The following is an 18,072-nucleotide window of genomic DNA, read 5'->3' on the forward strand; positions in this document are numbered from 1 at the left end:
TTATCGGATAGGGGCCACAAGTGACCGGAACAAATCTTTCCAGGTAGCCACGATTACTTGTGGATCGTAACGCTTCGATTTTTCCAGTGCAGCCGTTCCGAAGGCTTGACGGCGTTCTTTATGCTCCATAAGGAAGGCTATTTTTTGGGCAAATGCTTCTATATCCCCATCAGGAATCAGGTAACCATCTACATTGTCGGTCAAAATATCTCTTGGTCCATGCGGACAATCATAAGCAACACAGGGCAGGCCACATGCCATTGCTTCAATTAATACCATTCCAAACCCTTCTGAACGGGAGGGCAATACCATAATGGAGGCCCTTAAATATTGTTCTGTAATCTGCTGAACGGGATCATAAAAGGTTACGGTATTATGGATACCGAGGTCTGTAGCCAATTGTTCCAGGCCCAGGGATTCATTTTTCTTCCCATAAACGACCAATTCCCAATCCGGATGTATCTTTTGTATTAATGCCCAGGACTGAAGAAGTCGGTCATAGCCTTTATTATAGCTTTGGCTGCCCACCGCGATTACTCTTTTCTGTAACAGATCGGCTGTTTGTGCCGGATAGTCGCTAATGGGATTAGGGATGACTAAAATATTATTACCCCGCCACTCCTTTTTATTGCCTTCTGTCAAGACCACAAACCGATCAAATGTCCGAACTCTGGACATCATGAGTTTATGAACTAAGCTATTTTTCAGTTTACTGATTATAGAGCTTCCTGAAGTAATGTGTACTGAGGCGTGCCGCTCGTATATAGTATGGTATTTATTGTTCAGCATCCGGGGTACAAAAAAACCTTTTAAGCCGTCATCACATACAGAAATGAGATCAGGATTGATTGCCGCCACGGCATGCCTCAGGGCTGCTCTGTATGCGCGCATATACTGTATCGGATTACCCGAAACAGATAAATTATGAAACTGTATTTTTTCTGAGAACGGGAAGAAGGTGTCAATTCCTTTTTGGTTTAAAGTAATGATATGTACTTCGTAGTCCGGCGCTTCTGCCAGCATGCTTGCCTTAATAGATAAGACTCGCTCTAAGCCACCCGAACCATCAATTCCATTTGTTATATAAAGTAATTTCAAAACCTGGTTCATAGTGTATAAGTTCTAAGTGATTGATCTGATATAAGACCGGTGCTTATCTGATGCGACATACCTCAAGCGTTTTTTGATTAATATAATTAATGACTAAGGAAGATAAGACACAACAAGTCACTAATAGTAAAAATATGGGCAAAACGTATCGGGGGCTATAAATAAACTGTTTGAAATAAATCATATAGAAGAACATATGTATCAGCCACATGTTTGTCGCATGATCAGACAACCATAGCAAAAACCGTTCTATGGCCGGATGGATCGGGATCTGGTTAAACAGAAAAACGAATACAATGCCGGTAAATGGGGCAATAATAAAATTGGGAACCAAGCCATGGATGACAATCAGCACAATAATACCTGAAACGGCCCAAATAGCAGTATACTTACGCTCTTTAAATAGTATACTGACTTTTGTATTCCATTGATCCTTCTGTGCAATCGCTCCCGCTAAAAACGGCAGTAAAGTACAGCCATATAGTGTGCCGTTGGTTTGCAGCCATTGTAAAAAATGATTCTGAAAAATATTAGGTCTGTAGATTCTCAAATAAAAAGACAATACATACAACACAAATGTAGCAAGCAGAATCACTACAATGTTATACTTTAAAACTAGCTTAAACAGGAATGGAGCGCTTAAAACCAAGAGGATATAAATCAACAAAAACCACCAGGCTCCGTTGTAACTACCGATCAAAGCCGTAAAATTAAGTAAAAACTTAGCCCAGCTGTGGGGCGCTATGGGATGCGACAAAATATGGGACAAAATCCCGACAAAAATGATCAGGATAATCCAATAGTTTATATACAGCTTTAATAATCGTTTTCGGTTTTTGACACTATACTGCTTTCCTTCTTTTTGAAAATTAAAAAACAGGCCGTAACCGCTAACAAAAGCAAAAATGGGGACACAGGCATCACAAAATAATGAGATATAATAGATCAGTGGTTTGGATCCAACAAACACTAAAGGGGTAAACAAATACTTATAATCTAAGGTATTAAACAAATGAAGGCATAGCATCATTAATATGGCTATGGTTTTCAATATTTTAGATTGTTTTATGCTTATCTCCATTACTTTTTTATGCAATTATTGATGTCCTTATATCTTTAGGGCTACTCATATATACAATATTTATCTTTTATAGTTTCGCTCTTTAAACAAAAAATCTGTAACGGTTACGCCACCGGCTTCATTGACCGTATGCATTCCATAATAACTTTCCTCATTCCTCAACTTTTCTACTTCAATTTCTTCATATTCTTCTACCGTAAGCTTTACGACTTTATTAATCGTAATTTCTGAGCCATAGGTTTCTCCGCAATTTTGCGAAGGTCGAAAGATTTCTCCATTTTTAGTAAAAAATTGTCCGGCATTTCTTGCTTTGGGGATATCTATGATTACGGGGTTCATTTTATGGGGTTTCCAGTTTGAGCTGAACAGATCATCGGCATAGTAGATATACAAACGCTCATTATTCTCATATTCATGTTCTTCAATCTTATTAAAAAACAGCCAGTACTTATTATCATGTAACAACCAGACCGGATCAATAATTTTCATATTGTCAATGAGAACTTTATGCTCTTCCCATGTATAGGGAAAGTTTGTTGATTTATACAGGACCAGCCGGTTGGCACTACTTTGTTCGGGCAGCATATAATAAGAAGCACCCACTTTAAAAACATTGGGAAAAGATAAATGAAAGCTTTTTTGTAACACTTTCTGATGTATTCCTATTTTATTGTGTTCCTCCAGGGCTACAACCGAAATATGACCTAAATCTGATTTTCTGTCCAGCTCTTCAAAAAACACCCATTTTTTTCCCGCTTCCGATACGATAAAAGGATCTGCCCAAAAGGTATTTTTCGGTTGGTCTAAGAATGTTACCGTGTTATTCGTGATGGTTGCTATCTTCCAATTGAATTTATACAAAATACTGCGTCCTCTGCGCAGAAAGATCTCTGTGATCAATCCCAGATAATATATAAAAAGACACAATACATTATATTTATATGGCTTCGTGTGAAAGAAAGGGTAGTTCGCCCGCTTAAAGTAACCAGAAATAAGGTATGAAAAATAATACAAGGCCTTATCTCTATTATTATAGATACCTTTTATCGTGCGTAAAGAAAGTTGCCGGCAGGTTTTGAAATGATCGGGTTCCTTATCAGCGGAAAGTAATCGAATATTGGTGTATTTTTTATGATGCATGGCAGCCGAAAACCAATTTTGGGGATCAATATCGGGTTTTAATACTTCCTTAAAAGAACCAATATTAAGATCCCTTACAGGGCTATCTGCTAAATTGATAATACAATTAAAATCCAGTCCAGCGGCCTCCCGAAGTAGGGTCACCTGGGGCCATGCTTTTATCAAGTGCTCCAGATCATACTTTTCTGTGGCCTTTATTTTACTCTGAAAAAATCTTTTATCAATGCCTAAGGTCAGGGGATTATCCTTATAAGGTTTTGGTTGGCCGGCGACAATAAATAGTGCAATAAGAACTTCACTATTTTTTATCAACGTTTCAATTATATTTTTTTGATACGCGTATATCTCGGAATGTACCAATATTAAGTTCTGCATATTCTATTATAACACATGATCACTCGGCTCACTTAACTAACCTATATTCAGACAAATATAGGTATTGATATCATAGGTTAAAGCAGAAAAATTTCTAATTATTGATTAACTGATAAAAATTTGCCAGAGAATGCTCTTTATTCTGTTCACTGTACGTATCTACTTGTTCGGACATACGGATTGCAATCTCTTTATGCTCCATCAGAAAAATTATTTTTTCTGCCAAAGCTGCTGCGTCCATTGCTACAATATAGCCATTAATCCCTTCCTGCACAATATTCTGGGCTGTAGGAAAGTTGGTCGTCACTATTGGCTTTTGTAACAGTGTAGCCTCTATAAGGGTAAGTCCCCAGCCTTCATATCTTGATGTCTGCACATAGATATCCGCCCGGGCCATATATGGATATGGGTTTTCTCTAAACCCCAATAGGGTAAAATGATGGGTAAGTTGTAATGCACTAATTTCTGATTCAATTTTTCTTCTTTCAGAACCATCCCCCACAAGGTACCAATGTATGTTGTATCCTTTCTTTTTTAGGATGCTACAGGCTGCTACAGCAAGGTCTAATCCTTTAGGCGGTTCCAAACGGCATACGGTAACAATATTGGTCTGTTGTGCATCAAATACTTCTTTTATCCCCTCTTTACTCTGTGCAACAATAACCTTCTTATCCGAAATATCTTTAATAATATGTGTATCGAGCTTCCCGAAACGATTCATGGCCTGATTAAAAACACTTGCTCCTTCTTCCGAAACAGGCACCACCTTAGCATATTGTTTATAATAGGGAAAATCAAACGCGGCATCATAGCCTGCCTTAAGGTAATCGGTATTGAGCCAGGTGATTTTTTTCGCTGCCTCTACACGCGTGGCCACATAATAGGTACAAAAGCCCTGGCTATAAGAGATGGCCACATCGTAGCTTTGGGGCCAGACGGGAATGGATGACTTAAATGCTTTCCAAAATTTCTGTGCGGAATGTTGTTGTTTATTGCCGAATTTACGAAGGTAAAAGTATCGGGCTCTCTGCAAAAGATTGTTTATTTTATTTCCCTTTGAAAATAGATCCAAGTGCCTGATGACTACATTTTCAGGAACAAATTGCTCAAACACCCCCCCTCTGTTCAGTAGCAACAGATCGACTTTCAGTTGCTTATAATCCAGATTTTGCAATAAGGTAACCAAGCTCTTCTCTGCGCCACCGCAGTCTAAAGATTCGATTACAAATGCTATTTTCTTAGGCGTGTTCATCGGGCAAATATTTTTATAAAAGAGGGTACACCCAGTATTTTCAGTAAATATAATTTAATCTTTTCTTTTGCGGGCAAATGACTTGCCTGAACATCTTTTAAATTAATACGCTGTCTGAAACCGGAGGGAAGATATCCTATCGCTTGCTCCCCGTAATTCTTCTGTATCGATAAAGCAACGTTGAGGATACGGCTTTCCATGATAACTCTTCCCTGTTTTAATAAAGGGTGTAACAGGAGTTTTTGATAAATATTGAAACTTACTTTTTGGGTATCCTGTTCTTTTTTAAGGGTATGCGCCGATGTTGTTGTAGAATTGTCTCTTGAATGATAATAATACATTCCTGCATCAGAGATATAGAGTTTCTGAATTACCGATAATACTTCGGTAACCATATCATTATCTTCATAGACCATCCCTTCTTTAAAGCGCAGGCCTGCAAAGACCTCTTTTTTAAATATTTTATTGCATACAATCCAGGAAATACGATCCTTTTCTATCCATTGGCGGTATAGTTCCTCAAGACCCTCTATCAGGCCCGTGCGCGCAATATCTTTAAAGGCAGTCGGTAATCCATAATTTCTGTAAATAGGAAATTGCACTACCTCTATCATCGGATCTTGCTCAAAAAGCTTAATATTCTCCGCGATAAGGTCTGGTGATATGGTATCGTCACTATCCACAAAGGCAATATAATCTCCTTTAGCGATATCCAATCCCAGGTTACGGGCTGAAGCCTGCCCACCATTTTCTTTGTCTAAAACAATGATCCGTTCGTCCTGTTTTGCGGCTTCCAGGCAGATAGATAAAGAGTGATCGGTTGAGCCATCGTCGACCAGTATTATTTCTAAATCGGCATAAGATTGGCTCCTTATAGAATGGATGCATTCTTTAAGATAAGCAGCAGTGTTGTATACGGGAACGATGATACTAACCATAGTCAATAAAATTAACCTAAAATATAGGTCTTTAAAAATGCAATATTAAATTTTGCAAATGGTTTTCTCCGAAAAAAAATACGCCAGTATTTTCGTTGTAGCTTTTTTGTCGGTGCATTTAAGATATAATACTTTATGGCTTCTTCTTCATATCTGCTTTGCTGCGGGTCGGCCTGTACTGCAACCGGAAGGCTATTACAGTAATTGGTATAGAAATGATCCATAGCATAAAACCAACCTGGATCGATGTTGCCTGAAGAAAAATGCTCAAGGAGTATGCCATCGGCTACGACTACTTTTAAATTGCGTTTTTGCAGCTCCATCGAGTAGCTAAGGTCGTATGCATGAAACCCCGGCACATCGGTATTAAACATTACCTGCACGCTTTTCCTGGAGGCCATGAAGACGCCATCGATAACCGCCACTTCCACTATGGTTGATCCATTTCCTTCCGAAAATGTTCTGTTGTGTTGTATTTGCCCTTTCTTGTGCTGGATAATATTCTGAACATAATTTACGGCGCCAAAATCCCACCAGGCACCGGGCGCATTGCCCATCAGCTTAGAGCCGGCAACACCCAATAGACCTATTGTTTTATCCGCCAATGCCTGCTCCAATCGTTTCCCCCAATCCGGTGTATGAAAGACTACATCTTCATGCACAAAACAAAGTATCTCATTTTTCGCTTGAGCAATCCCTTTATTATATGCTTCTGCAATACTCATCAAACCGGGATTCTCTATTTGTATCATTTCATAGGGAACACCAATTGTCTGCTCGATGCTGCTGATGCAAGCCGCGAACAATTTTGGTTTATAGGAAGAAATAATAATTGAGATCATAAAATTAGTATGTACCTTTAAAATCGCCTTTAATGTCGCCTGACGCATCCATTTTCCAGGAATTTGACGCAGAAGCCGTTTTTTGATAGTGAAGCATTTCGGCACTAGGATTAGTTACATCTAAATACCAACCTCCATGCTTTGCTGTAAAATCTCCTGCAATGCGTAAACCAGCGAGGAATGGTAGCTTAAAAAAACTACTTGGGTAATTCGGCTTATATAATGCAAATGTTGTATCTATATTCGCCGCAAACACGTCTTTTTCTAACTCATTTTCCCAAAATTTTTGTTCCCATTTGTGTACATTTTTTTTAAGGGCGTAGCTATCAGGAATATCATCTATACGCAAAGCGAATCCAACTTTCGTAATATTCTGGAAGTGTTTATTGAGTTGGTTAATTAATACTGACATAAAGTTAGCCGGACAACTTTGATTGGGTACGATATCTGCATCAGAAACCACATAATATCCCTTTCCATATTTCTCTTGCAAATAGTCACTTTCAAAAAAGACCATATGCCCGTAATTTTTGTCCATCCGTTCTGCGATAACACCTTTGGGTAAATCGTTATAATAGGCCAATAAAGGTGGGTAATCAGACAGATTATCTATTATGACAATATTATGAAAACCTCTCCCAACCAAGAAGTCAACCTGTTGTTTTAAAAAAAACAATTGATTATAGTTAATAATCAAAATAGGTATTGAAAAAGGATTATTTATCTGAGCCTTTACCAACGGAGTACTAATCGCCCGTTTGTACGCGATCCTATTTTTCCAATATTGAATCTTACCTATAATTTTATCTATAAATCCCATACTCTTATACTTAAAATGCTAAACTAAGATCTATTACCAGCAGTAAGTTTACGCTTCAATAGCCTCAGGAATATTATTATGCATTTTTTAAAACTTGCATTCTTAAATACAAGTTTTATGATCTGACTTAACTTAAGGTTGTTGCTCTCTGTCAAATATCCAGCCAATACATAATCCAAAAATTCATCTTTATGCAGGGTCTTAAAATGTACTGCGTACTTCACTAATAAGTCTGTATAAAATAAATAGCCCGATCTCGTTAATTCTTTTTTGTTGGCATCGTTGCCAGAGAAGCTATTTTCGGAAATCCGAATAAGGGCATGTCCGAAGGGCACATTTTTCACAGGACCGAAATGCGCATTTTCAAGTACCATCATGTTATCGGAATAAAATGCTTTAGGATAGGAAGTAATGCCATTTACTTTATAATCCTTTAAGCGAAATATATATTCGCCCAAACTACTTCGTACTGCATTTTTCGCTCGCTTGTAGATGAACTCAGTAGCGGGTTCCATATCTTCATACCGAATAATATCTGTCTGAGCCACACCTTCGCCATCTATGATTTGTATACCGTACCGCAACACCTTAGCTTGAGGCTCCGGCGTCTTAATAGCCTTATAAAACCCTTCTACAGCATCAGCAGACAGCATATCATCATCTCCTAAAATCATGAACCATTCTGTATTCACATACTGCAAGCACCGTTTCCATTGTAAGGTTAGATCACGACCGCCCAGATTTTCTCCGAAATGGATATATTGCAGGTCTAATTGCTCTTGATATGCTTCAATAATCCCCTGAGGATCATTCGGGCTTTTATCATTCCCAACAAAAACCTTAAAATCCTTACAAGACTGATTACGCAAAGAAATCAGCGTTTGTTCAAAGTATTGGATATTATAATAGGCAATGACGATCGTTAATTGCTTCATTTTTTGCCGGATTAATTCTGGGGAATATCAATATATTTAATGACCTTGGCCGGAACACCGGCAGCGATCACATTAGAAGGAATACTAGTGGTAACAACACTATTTGCGCCTATTATTGCGTTTTCCCCTATTGTAACACCCGATAAAATACAAACACCCTCCCCTATCCAGACATTATTACCGATATAAATATCTCCTTTACTATATAAGGGTCTTTTTGCAGGAGCAAGTTTAAATTCATCAGGATTATTAACATTGCCATGAGAATGATCTGAGATGAATACTTTACTTGCCATTAATACATTGTCACCAATAGTAATTTTTCCAATAGCCCCAATATGAAAACAGGATTCAATATTCACATTATTGCCTATTTGTATACGGCCATCAAATTCCTGATCATTATGCTTGTTAAAGGCCTCTACTCTCCAATCTTTCCCAATACTAACGTTATCACCAACCGTCACATTCTTTAGTCCTAAATAGCGTAAAGGCTCCTCAATAATAAAATTGATGCCCACTTTACTAAATTCCTTTTTGATATATTCGGATCTGCGTATTTTCAAATCGGAGTAGTAACCATCCAGAAATAAATAAATTCTATCTTTTAATATTTTTTTTAGTCCCATTCAAATTCTTATTTTCCATTAAAATAAATCAGCTATTTTATCTATATCACTTTTCTCAAGTGTATAAAACAATGGTAGCCTTAACAATGCATCTGTAAACTTATCGCTGTTAGGACATTCAGTTGTAATATCTGGATTGCTTTTAGTATAAAACTCGCTTTTATGGAGTGAAAGGTAGTGAAATACGGGATGGATATCATTATTTTTACATATTGAAATAAATTCACTTCTCTTATTAGGATCATTAAAGACGATGTAAAACATATGTGCATTATTAGTCGCATAATCCGGCACCGCAGGCAGCGTTATCCCTAATTGCTTTGATAATCCGGAGAATCTACTATAGTAATAGTCCCATAATTCTTTTCTTTTCTTTTGTATTTTTTCAATTTCTTCTAATTGTGCATATAAAAATGCGGAAATAAGTTCTGAAGGTAAGAAAGAAGACCCTAAGTCTACCCAACCGTATTTATTCACTTCTCCTCTAAAAAAGGCACTCCTGTTTGTCCCTTTTTCTCTAATAATTTCTGCCCGCTCATTGAAGGAAGCATCATTAATGGCCAACAATCCACCTTCTCCTGAAATTATGTTTTTCGTTTCATGAAATGAAAACGCAGCCATATGGCCGATTGAACCCAGAACTTTTCGCTCTCCATTCTCACTAATATAATAACTATCAATAGCCTGAGCCGCATCTTCTATAACATAAAATCTATATTTTTCTGACAATTCCATTATCTTATCCATATCGCAAGCGATACCTGCATAGTGCACCGGTACAATTGCCTTTGTTTTTGAAGTAATGTATTGCTCCAGATTTTCTGCATCAATATTTGGATTGCCAGCATAAGAGTCGGCAAAAATGATTTTTGCCCCTCTTAATGCGAATGCATTCGCGGTAGAAACAAAAGTATAACTCGGAATAATGACTTCGTCTCCAGGTTGGATATCAATAAGAATTGCCGCCATTTCCAAAGCATCGGTGCACGATGTCGTGAGTAATACTTTTTGAAATCCATATTTTTCCTCAAAAAAGGCATGGCATTTTTTTGTAAAAATACCATCACCGGAAATTTTTCCGGCATTTACAGCTTCTTCAATATACTTCAATTCATTGCCAACAATAAATGGCTTATTAAATGGTATCATATAGATTTAAATCTTGTATCCTTAATTTTAATAAAATAGGTTTCAATATACTTATAAGATAAGTGGCTTATAAGTATCGTACTCGTTACGAGTAAAAAATACAGTAATACGTTATAGATAATTATATTTTCATGAGCAGGAAGTAGTTTTGCAACAATAGGAAATATTAAAAACATGAGAAAAGAATGGTACATATAGATTCCATACGAGATTTTCCCAAGAAAAGAGAATACGCGATTTCGATATGCCAATGGATTAGAATCGTTTACACTAATAATTATTAAGGCAAGAAAAAGAAATGCTAATAATACATTTTGTATATATAGACCTAAAACAGGTACTGCCAATAAAAAAATGATGCCCAGTATACATAACAAGTATACATATTTATTGTTAGAGATCAATTCAATATGCTCCTTATAATAAAAGTATATAAACCCTCCAATAGAGCCTATGGCCATGAATTCAAAAGGAAAGATAGAGGTTACAAATTTAATGATGGGCAATATCGACTGCAAATTGAACAAAATAAACAATATAAGGATGCCGAAAAATACGCCTAATATTTTCTTTTTAGAGAAAAAATAGATCAAAAAGGGCCATATAATATAAAATTGCTCCTCTACCCCAACGGACCATGATTGAGAGCATCCAACAAGAACTGTACCTAGCTGCAAAGCGACATTAGGCAAGAATGATACATATAGCAATATTGTTGTCAAGCGGTAATTACCCTCATTAACCAATCTATTAAAATAATATGAAGTATCGGAAAATATGGCAAACGACTGATTAAGCAAGGGGATAATAACAAATGAAATCAGTAATATAATATAATATAATGGCCAAATTCTAAAAATGCGCCTCAAGTAAAAATTTTTAAACAATATGGTTCCGGTCTTAGCCTTCTCTTTCAACAATAAAAATGTGATTAAAAATCCGCTTAAAACAAAGAAAAGATATACTCCGTTTTTCCCTACATTCTCTATAAAGTAGCGGGATATTTTATAATCAAACAAACTAATGATGCCATCTTTAAACTTCAACATTTCTATATGGTGAAATAATACAGCTAATGCTGCAAAAGCCCGTAATTCATTTAGACCGTTAAAAAAGAAACCTGATTTTGAGTGAGAAGAAGCCATATTTACCTTATAAATCTTACCGGATTACCAACATATAATCCAGGTTTTACTATATTTTTTATTACCACTCCCGCAGCTCCGACCTGTGTATTACCCACAATCGAAACATTATCGATAACAGTTGTATTTATCCCTAATATATTGAGTTCCCCAATAACGACAAAACCCGCGATTGCAACTCGGGGGGATAGAAAGCTATGCTTTCCGATTTTTGTATCGTGTGCAATACAACAGCCAATATTTAAAAGCACATTTTCTTCAATTACAACATGTTTATCAATAACACAAGCCGAATACATCACAACACCCTGTTTAATTGTTGCAGAAGCATCTACCCAGCATGACGAGTGTATAAATGTTGCAAATGGTACTTTACCAGAAAACTGTTCAAATAGTACTTTGCGCATTTGAATATGCTTATAGCCTATACCAATAAGTAACTCATCAAACACTCCTGCCTCATAACTATCCTTCGCTTCTTTGATGTTGCCCAATACCATAATTCCATTTATTATGGAACCTTTGTCGTGAGTATCGTCAAAGAAACCGACAACATTATATTGCTTATCTGCAATTGCATGATAGGCGATTTGTTGCCCCAGATGCCCAGCTCCGATAATGGCCAACCTTTTCACAAGAGGTCTATTTTATTAGGTGAACTATAAATTAAATATCCTGAACGGTCGTTACTACTCTTCGCTGCGATCAAATTATCATTATTGATCACCTTCTGCACATCAAATACATTATCCTTTTCAAAATAAGGGAGGAGTTCTCTAGTATCATGTGATAAAAAGTAAACCCCAGAACAGGTTTTATTATTAATTCTGTCGGGAAGTATAAAATTACCTAATGCAACCTCAATTACCGCTTTCAGAAAATCATATTCGGTTGAGAGCTGTACTAAATGTGAGCCAATAAAGTCTCCACCCATTCGCGCGCCGATTTCGATTACATATATCTTCCCTTCAGGTGTAATCATGAGCTCTGTGTGGCCGGCACCATATTCAACATTTACTGCATTTAATACCGCTTCCGTTATGTCTTCGATTCTATCCAAAATTCCCTGTTGATGCACTGCTGGTTGATGGTGCGCCAATTCAACAAAATATGGCTCTTTTGTAACTACTTTATCAGTAATAGCCAATACTTTGTGATTGCCTTTCCAAGAAATACTCTCGACACTTACCTCTTTCCCCTCAATAAACTCCTCTACAACACATTTCTTTTGAAAAGAATATGTTATAGCTTCTTTTACTGCTTGCTCCAGCCCAATTGCATTATCCACCTTACACACCCCTAGACTCCCTGACCTATCTATGGGTTTAACAATAAGTGGAAATGAAAACATGCGAAAATCCTCTTCTTGATAAGCCTCTATTTGTAATGATTTGGGTGTTACTATACCATACTCGATAAACCTATTTTTCATTATTCCCTTATTGGTTGTCCTCAACGAAGATTCCAGGGAATTTGAAATTAAGTTCATTTTTTGTGCCACATAACAAATTGTAGGTATTGCAATATCTGTTGCTATTGTTGTAATACCATCTATACCGATTTCCTGACATTTCATCAGTATATTTTCTTTATCCAAAACAGAAATCGGATAAAAATAGTCTGATATCATTTTACAAACGGCACCATCATCCCATGCGAAACAGTGGGTTTCAATACCCATTGATTTCGCCTTTTCAACTAAAGGTAACTGCAAATAACTTGCTCCAACTATGGCTAATTTTTTCATAATAAATGACCTCTAATAATCATGTATGAATATAAAAATGCTTCTTTATGATTTTCAGATCTGAACAGCGTTTACTACAGATTACGAAAAATTATTTTGTTCAATATTGATTCTGCATATTCAAAAGAGGAATATTCCTGAACCTGTCTAACACTATTTTTAGAAAACGTAGCATAATCGTCTTTAGAGAGATCAAATATCTTATTGATTCCCAAAGCCAATTCTTTACTATTTTTCATCCTAATTTTGTATCCATTATAATCATCAATAACCATATTTGTAACAATCCCCGTATCAAATCCGACCACTGGCGTTCCACAGGCTAAAGCTTCTGACACCATCATAGGACCTGAATCCTCAATGGAAGTATTTACAAAGACATCTGCAGCTTGGTACAACTGGGAAAGTAAACGATGGTCTTTTATGTAATCTAGGTGTTGCGTTTGAAAATTAATTTCGTCAAAGACATGAGTAACCTCACGGGAAACAACTAATAAAATAATTTTTGACCTATATTCCGGCGTTAATAACAATTCCAACTCCTTTAGCGCTTCTATAAGAAAAGAAAACCCTTTTCTTCTTTCTTTAGTGGTCTGAGAGCCCGCCAAAATATAGAATTTGTCTTCATTCAGGCCGAAAACTTTTTTAGCATACTGTTTATTATTGTCATTGAATATCTTCATATCAATCAAACTGTTGATATTTTCAATATATTTTTGATTCTTATAAATTTTAGATTCTTTTGCTTGCTCTAAAGTCAATCCAGAACCTGCTAATATCTGAAAATTACCATTGGTAGCATTAAGCAACTTACGTTCAAAATTGTGTTTGGCAATTATTTTATCCTTAGGCGCTATTATAGCCGGGCATTCCTCATTACATCCATAAACATATCCTTTGCAACCCCAAGAGAAATGACATCCTCCTGTGAAATGGTTCATATCTACAGTCACATTTACCACCTGAGCATTTGCTTTTTGCGATAAATTATATAAATCTGTAGTATTCATAAATTGAATCGTCATTCCAACAAAAATGTAGTCTGGCTTAAATCCAATAGTTTTTAAGATAAGCGCAACATCTACATTTTGCACCGTTTCGTTTATACTTAGAAATCCATATTCGCTATCTGTTCTAAGTGGCTCATTTTTTTTTATTTTATTATTAATCTTTAATAAAGCTCTTTGTCCAAGCGTCAGTACCGGCTGAGGGTATTGAACAATAAAATGATCTGGCCGGGATTTATACTTTACCAGCATCTTTACATTATGACCCATATTAATAGCAATTGTTGCCAACTTATATGCCGCATCATAAGCTCCATTGATATCGCCGGTAGAAATAATCAATATATTTTTTATCATGCATTCCAAATTAAAGGCGCAACAAATATTCCATTTTCAGTATCTCCATTTATGGAGTTTTCATTACCAAGATCAATAATATCAAAGATTATGCCCCCATCAATTACATCATATAACTCTACTCCAGGATTATCAATCGCTATGGATAAAACATACCTATTGGGGATAAGTACATTTCCCTTAAGCATTATTTCCAAAGAATTGAATCCTTTATCTAATTTACGTCTGGAGATAAATAATACATTTTCGAACTGGTCTAAAACAGCAATATTGATCCTAGTTCCTTCTCCCCCTCTATCATTCAGGATATTCAAGCATATCCTAATATCTTCTAAATGAGAGAACTCTGTAGTCGGAATATTTTTTTCATTAAAAATATCGACTAGCAGTATCTGCGCTTTTTTATTGGCATCAATCTCATACTTCATTTCCTCTTTAGGTTTTGCGGTACTCGCAATATACCGATCAATCACTTTTGCAATATCTCCCTGATACGCAACGGATCCATATTGCATTAATATGCCCTTATTACATAAGGTCTTAACTGCAGCCATATTATGGCTTACGAATAGCACCGTTCTGCCTTCACCTTTTGATACATCCCCCATTTTACCCAAACACTTCTTCTGAAACTCTGCATCTCCTACCGCCAAAACTTCATCAACAATAAGTATTTCTGATTCTAAATGTGCCGCTACCGCAAAAGCCAAGCGAACATACATTCCTGAAGAATATCGTTTAACAGGGGTGTCGATATAGCGCTCTACGCCCGAGAAATCAACTATTTCATCAAATTTTCGTTTAATTTCTTTCTTGGTCATACCCAAAATGGCCCCATTTAAATAAATGTTCTCTCTACCCGTCATTTCCGGGTGGAATCCCGTACCAACTTCTAATAAGCTTGCGATTCTGTCATTTATTTTAATGGAACCTGTTGTTGGTTTGGTCACCTTACTGAGTAGTTTTAAAAGAGTACTTTTACCTGCTCCATTTCTACCAATAATGCCAACAGCATCTCCCTTTTGAATTTCAAAATTGACATCCTTAAGGGCCCATACCATATTACTTTCTCCCTTAATTGTTCGATCATTTGTTTCGCCTATCTTTGTGAAGGGATCTTCTTTCCCCCTGATTCTGGCAACCCACCTATTTAAATCTTGAGAAATAGTACCTGTACCGACTTGACCTAAACGGTACATTTTACCTACATCTTCTACTTTGATTGCTATGTTTGACATCTATTAAAATATATTTGTAGAAAAGATTATACCGTATCCATAAACGTTTTTTCCACTTTATTAAAGATTATGGCCCCTACTACTACTACTACTACCGTAAATAACGCACTATATCCCAACATTCCATAGTCAAGCACCGCGCTTTTACTGCCAAGAAATCCATATCTAAAGGTTTCAATTATAGAGGTCATCGGGTTAATCTTAAGAATCCACAAATACTTCCCGCTTACTTTTGACAAAGGTGTTATCACGGGCGTTGCATACATCATTAGTTGCACCGCAAAAGTCAAGAGGAAACTTAAGTCTCTATATTTATTTGTTAAAGCACTAATTATTAATCCTAAACCTAAGCCCATACCCGCCATTAATACAATTAACAAAGGGAATAATGCCATAGCCCAATTGGGCTCTATTGAACTATCTGAGAAATAATAATAAAGCCAAAAACAAAGAAATAATACCAATTGCACCCCCATTCTCAAGAGATTGCTTACAATAATTGACAGCGGCATAATCAGTCTTGGAAAATAGACCTTACCAAAAATACTGGCGTTATCTCTAAATACTGTTGACGTCTTGGTCAAACATTCCGAAAAATAACTCCACATCGTGATTCCCGAAAGATAGAATAGTAATGTAGGAATACCTGCAGGAGCTAATCCTGCAATATTCCCAAAGACTATCGTAAATATAATCGTGGTCATTAATGGTTGAATAAAAAACCATAAAGGACCCAAAATAGTTTGTTTAAAATTGGATACAAAGTCCCGACGCACTAATAAACTGAGTAAATCCCGGTATCTCCAGACTTCCTTTAAATGCAAATCAAATAGACTGACTTGGGGTTTAATCACTTCTGTCCATTCACTTTTATTCTCTATGCTTTTATCCATTTTACAAAAGTAAGTTATTATAGAAATTCACAAATATTATATTGACCTAATCACAAAATCATCATCTCACAATCCTTTACAGCGCACCATCAACCTTGATTGGTAAAAAAGATTTTACATCATAAATAATAGATTGGTCTTTTTTAAGATTTTCATAATTAAGATGCAGAAATTCCTGATGTGCCACCCCAAGTACAATCGCGTCATATTTTTCAATTGGTAACTCCTTATGGCTCGTCAGATTATAAGCCGATGCCACTATTTCCGAATCGGCCCAAGGATCAAAAATATCCACAACTAAACCGTAGGTTTCTAATTCATGAATGACTTCCACGATTTTAGTATTCCGGACATCCGGACAGTTTTCCTTAAACGTAATCCCTAGCATCAGTACCCTGGCTCCTTTGATGGTCAGTTCCTTTGTGATCATGCACTTTACAATCTGGGAAGCAATGTATTCTGCCATGCTTTCATTCAATCTTCTCGCGGCCAGAATCAGTCCGGGATAATAACCCACTTGTTTCGCTTTTAAGGCCAGGTAATAAGGGTCAACGCCGATACAGTGCCCACCGGCAAGGCCGGGTTTATAAGCCTGAAAATTCCACTTCGTTCCTGCTGCATCTAAAACTTCTTTTGTTGCGATACCCAGCTTGTTGCAGATTTTTGCTAATTCATTGACAAAAGCAATATTGATATCCCTTTGGGCATTCTCAATCACTTTGGCTGCTTCCGCTACCTTAATCGAGGTCGCTTTATAGGTTCCTGCTTTTATGACGGATCGATACAACTGATCGACGTATGCTGCAATTTCAGGCGTACTACCCGAAGTAATTTTCAGAATATTCTCTATGGTACGAGATTTATCACCCGGATTTACTCTTTCGGGTGAATAGCCCACAAAGAATCCACTATTGAATATTAAAGAGCTCCCTTGTTCTAACAGGGGTACACATATTTCTTCCGTCAAACCCGGATATACCGTAGATTCATAAATCACCACATCTCCCTCTTTGAGGTATTGTGCTACAGTATTACTCGCTGTGATAACCGGGGAAAGATCGGGTTGGTTATTATTATCTACCGGTGTGGGTACCGTAATAATGTATACCGTCGCATCTGCTATATCCTGTTCTTTATCAGTACAATACAATCCTTTTTCGGCATGCGTGTTATCAGCTAACAGCACTTTACCCAAATCAACGGCCTCTATCTCAAGGGTACTGTCTTTACCCTTTCTTAAGGCATCAACCCTGCTTTCGCTTATATCGAAGCCGGTAACCCTGTATTTCCCCGCCATTAAACAAGCTAAAGGCAGTCCGACATAACCCAATCCAATGATGGCGATCTTGGGATTTGCGCTTAGAAAATTTATAGTCTTTTCTGAATTTGTTTCGATACTCATTGTAAAATCGCA

17 protein-coding genes are annotated in these 18,072 nt (G+C 36.8%); all 17 read right to left on the reverse strand.

What is annotated here, in order from left to right; translation table 11 throughout:
- Positions 1-1,110 (reverse strand): glycosyltransferase family 4 protein, encoded by a 1,110-nt coding sequence (locus DBR32_RS03715; RefSeq protein ID WP_124634961.1) that lies wholly within the window; start codon positions 1,108-1,110, stop codon positions 1-3.
- 43 nt (positions 1,111-1,153) lie between these two features.
- On the reverse strand, positions 1,154-2,191 hold the full coding sequence (locus tag DBR32_RS03720; protein ID WP_124634962.1) for an acyltransferase: 1,038 nt from the start codon (positions 2,189-2,191) through the stop codon (positions 1,154-1,156).
- A 60-nt stretch (positions 2,192-2,251) separates the two neighbouring features.
- Complete coding sequence (locus tag DBR32_RS03725; protein ID WP_124634963.1) at positions 2,252-3,643, reverse strand: hypothetical protein; 1,392 nt, start codon at positions 3,641-3,643, stop codon at positions 2,252-2,254.
- Positions 3,644-3,800: 157 nt separating this feature from the next.
- Complete coding sequence (locus tag DBR32_RS03730) at positions 3,801-4,958, reverse strand: glycosyltransferase (RefSeq protein ID WP_124634964.1); 1,158 nt, start codon at positions 4,956-4,958, stop codon at positions 3,801-3,803.
- Positions 4,955-5,896 carry a glycosyltransferase family 2 protein gene (locus tag DBR32_RS03735; protein WP_124634965.1) on the reverse strand — a complete coding sequence of 314 codons (942 nt, stop codon included), beginning with the start codon at positions 5,894-5,896 and terminating at the stop codon, positions 4,955-4,957. The genes DBR32_RS03730 and DBR32_RS03735 overlap by 4 nt, the downstream gene beginning before the upstream one ends.
- Before the next feature lie 11 nt (positions 5,897-5,907).
- Positions 5,908-6,738 carry a glycosyltransferase gene (locus DBR32_RS03740; RefSeq protein WP_158605900.1) on the reverse strand — a complete coding sequence of 277 codons (831 nt, stop codon included), beginning with the start codon at positions 6,736-6,738 and terminating at the stop codon, positions 5,908-5,910.
- Positions 6,739-6,742: 4 nt separating this feature from the next.
- Complete coding sequence (locus DBR32_RS03745) at positions 6,743-7,558, reverse strand: hypothetical protein (protein ID WP_124634967.1); 816 nt, start codon at positions 7,556-7,558, stop codon at positions 6,743-6,745.
- Positions 7,559-7,581: 23 nt separating this feature from the next.
- Positions 7,582-8,493: a glycosyltransferase family 2 protein gene (locus DBR32_RS03750; RefSeq protein WP_124634968.1), complete on the reverse strand. Its 912-nt coding sequence runs from the start codon at positions 8,491-8,493 to the stop codon at positions 7,582-7,584.
- A gap of 11 nt (positions 8,494-8,504) precedes the next feature.
- Positions 8,505-9,122 carry an acyltransferase gene (locus tag DBR32_RS15680; protein WP_124634969.1) on the reverse strand — a complete coding sequence of 206 codons (618 nt, stop codon included), beginning with the start codon at positions 9,120-9,122 and terminating at the stop codon, positions 8,505-8,507.
- An 18-nt stretch (positions 9,123-9,140) separates the two neighbouring features.
- On the reverse strand, positions 9,141-10,271 hold the full coding sequence (gene rffA, locus DBR32_RS03760) for a dTDP-4-amino-4,6-dideoxygalactose transaminase (RefSeq protein WP_124634970.1): 1,131 nt from the start codon (positions 10,269-10,271) through the stop codon (positions 9,141-9,143).
- Positions 10,268-11,416: an acyltransferase gene (locus DBR32_RS03765; RefSeq protein ID WP_124634971.1), complete on the reverse strand. Its 1,149-nt coding sequence runs from the start codon at positions 11,414-11,416 to the stop codon at positions 10,268-10,270. Before DBR32_RS03765 ends, rffA begins: the two co-directional genes overlap by 4 nt.
- A 2-nt stretch (positions 11,417-11,418) precedes the next feature.
- Positions 11,419-12,051: an acetyltransferase gene (locus DBR32_RS03770; RefSeq protein ID WP_124634972.1), complete on the reverse strand. Its 633-nt coding sequence runs from the start codon at positions 12,049-12,051 to the stop codon at positions 11,419-11,421.
- Entirely contained in the window at positions 12,048-13,163 is a 1,116-nt protein-coding gene (locus DBR32_RS03775; RefSeq protein ID WP_124634973.1) for an acetyl-CoA carboxylase biotin carboxylase subunit family protein, read from the reverse strand. The genes DBR32_RS03770 and DBR32_RS03775 overlap by 4 nt, the downstream gene beginning before the upstream one ends.
- Before the next feature lie 74 nt (positions 13,164-13,237).
- Positions 13,238-14,527 (reverse strand): glycosyltransferase, encoded by a 1,290-nt coding sequence (locus DBR32_RS03780; protein WP_124634974.1) that lies wholly within the window; start codon positions 14,525-14,527, stop codon positions 13,238-13,240.
- On the reverse strand, positions 14,524-15,765 hold the full coding sequence (locus tag DBR32_RS03785) for an ABC transporter ATP-binding protein (protein ID WP_124634975.1): 1,242 nt from the start codon (positions 15,763-15,765) through the stop codon (positions 14,524-14,526). Before DBR32_RS03785 ends, DBR32_RS03780 begins: the two co-directional genes overlap by 4 nt.
- A gap of 26 nt (positions 15,766-15,791) precedes the next feature.
- Entirely contained in the window at positions 15,792-16,658 is an 867-nt protein-coding gene (locus DBR32_RS03790) for an ABC transporter permease (RefSeq protein ID WP_124634976.1), read from the reverse strand.
- A 76-nt stretch (positions 16,659-16,734) separates the two neighbouring features.
- The gene (locus DBR32_RS03795) at positions 16,735-18,060 is read right to left on the reverse strand and encodes a nucleotide sugar dehydrogenase (RefSeq protein ID WP_124634977.1); all 1,326 of its coding nucleotides are present in this window, start codon (positions 18,058-18,060) and stop codon (positions 16,735-16,737) included.
- Positions 18,061-18,072 lie beyond the last annotated feature (12 nt).

Origin of the sequence: Taibaiella sp. KBW10, from assembly GCF_003852495.1 — a bacterium.
Lineage (GTDB): Bacteria > Bacteroidota > Bacteroidia > Chitinophagales > Chitinophagaceae > Edaphocola.

Bases quoted from the DNA above. Each gene is read 5' to 3' on its own strand.
- DBR32_RS03715 (WP_124634961.1), bottom strand. From the start codon at position 1,110: ATGAACCAGGTTTTGAAATTACTTTATATAACAAATGGAATTGATGGT.
- DBR32_RS03720 (WP_124634962.1), bottom strand. From the start codon at position 2,191: ATGGAGATAAGCATAAAACAATCTAAAATATTGAAAACCATAGCCATA.
- DBR32_RS03730 (WP_124634964.1), bottom strand. From the start codon at position 4,958: ATGAACACGCCTAAGAAAATAGCATTTGTAATCGAATCTTTAGACTGC.
- DBR32_RS03735 (WP_124634965.1), bottom strand. From the start codon at position 5,896: ATGGTTAGTATCATCGTTCCCGTATACAACACTGCTGCTTATCTTAAA.
- DBR32_RS03740 (WP_158605900.1), bottom strand. From the start codon at position 6,738: ATGATCTCAATTATTATTTCTTCCTATAAACCAAAATTGTTCGCGGCT.
- DBR32_RS03745 (WP_124634967.1), bottom strand. From the start codon at position 7,558: ATGGGATTTATAGATAAAATTATAGGTAAGATTCAATATTGGAAAAAT.
- DBR32_RS03750 (WP_124634968.1), bottom strand. From the start codon at position 8,493: ATGAAGCAATTAACGATCGTCATTGCCTATTATAATATCCAATACTTT.
- DBR32_RS15680 (WP_124634969.1), bottom strand. From the start codon at position 9,122: ATGGGACTAAAAAAAATATTAAAAGATAGAATTTATTTATTTCTGGAT.
- rffA (WP_124634970.1), bottom strand. From the start codon at position 10,271: ATGATACCATTTAATAAGCCATTTATTGTTGGCAATGAATTGAAGTAT.
- DBR32_RS03765 (WP_124634971.1), bottom strand. From the start codon at position 11,416: ATGGCTTCTTCTCACTCAAAATCAGGTTTCTTTTTTAACGGTCTAAAT.
- DBR32_RS03775 (WP_124634973.1), bottom strand. From the start codon at position 13,163: ATGAAAAAATTAGCCATAGTTGGAGCAAGTTATTTGCAGTTACCTTTA.
- DBR32_RS03780 (WP_124634974.1), bottom strand. From the start codon at position 14,527: ATGATAAAAAATATATTGATTATTTCTACCGGCGATATCAATGGAGCT.
- DBR32_RS03785 (WP_124634975.1), bottom strand. From the start codon at position 15,765: ATGTCAAACATAGCAATCAAAGTAGAAGATGTAGGTAAAATGTACCGT.
- DBR32_RS03790 (WP_124634976.1), bottom strand. From the start codon at position 16,658: ATGGATAAAAGCATAGAGAATAAAAGTGAATGGACAGAAGTGATTAAA.
- DBR32_RS03795 (WP_124634977.1), bottom strand. From the start codon at position 18,060: ATGAGTATCGAAACAAATTCAGAAAAGACTATAAATTTTCTAAGCGCA.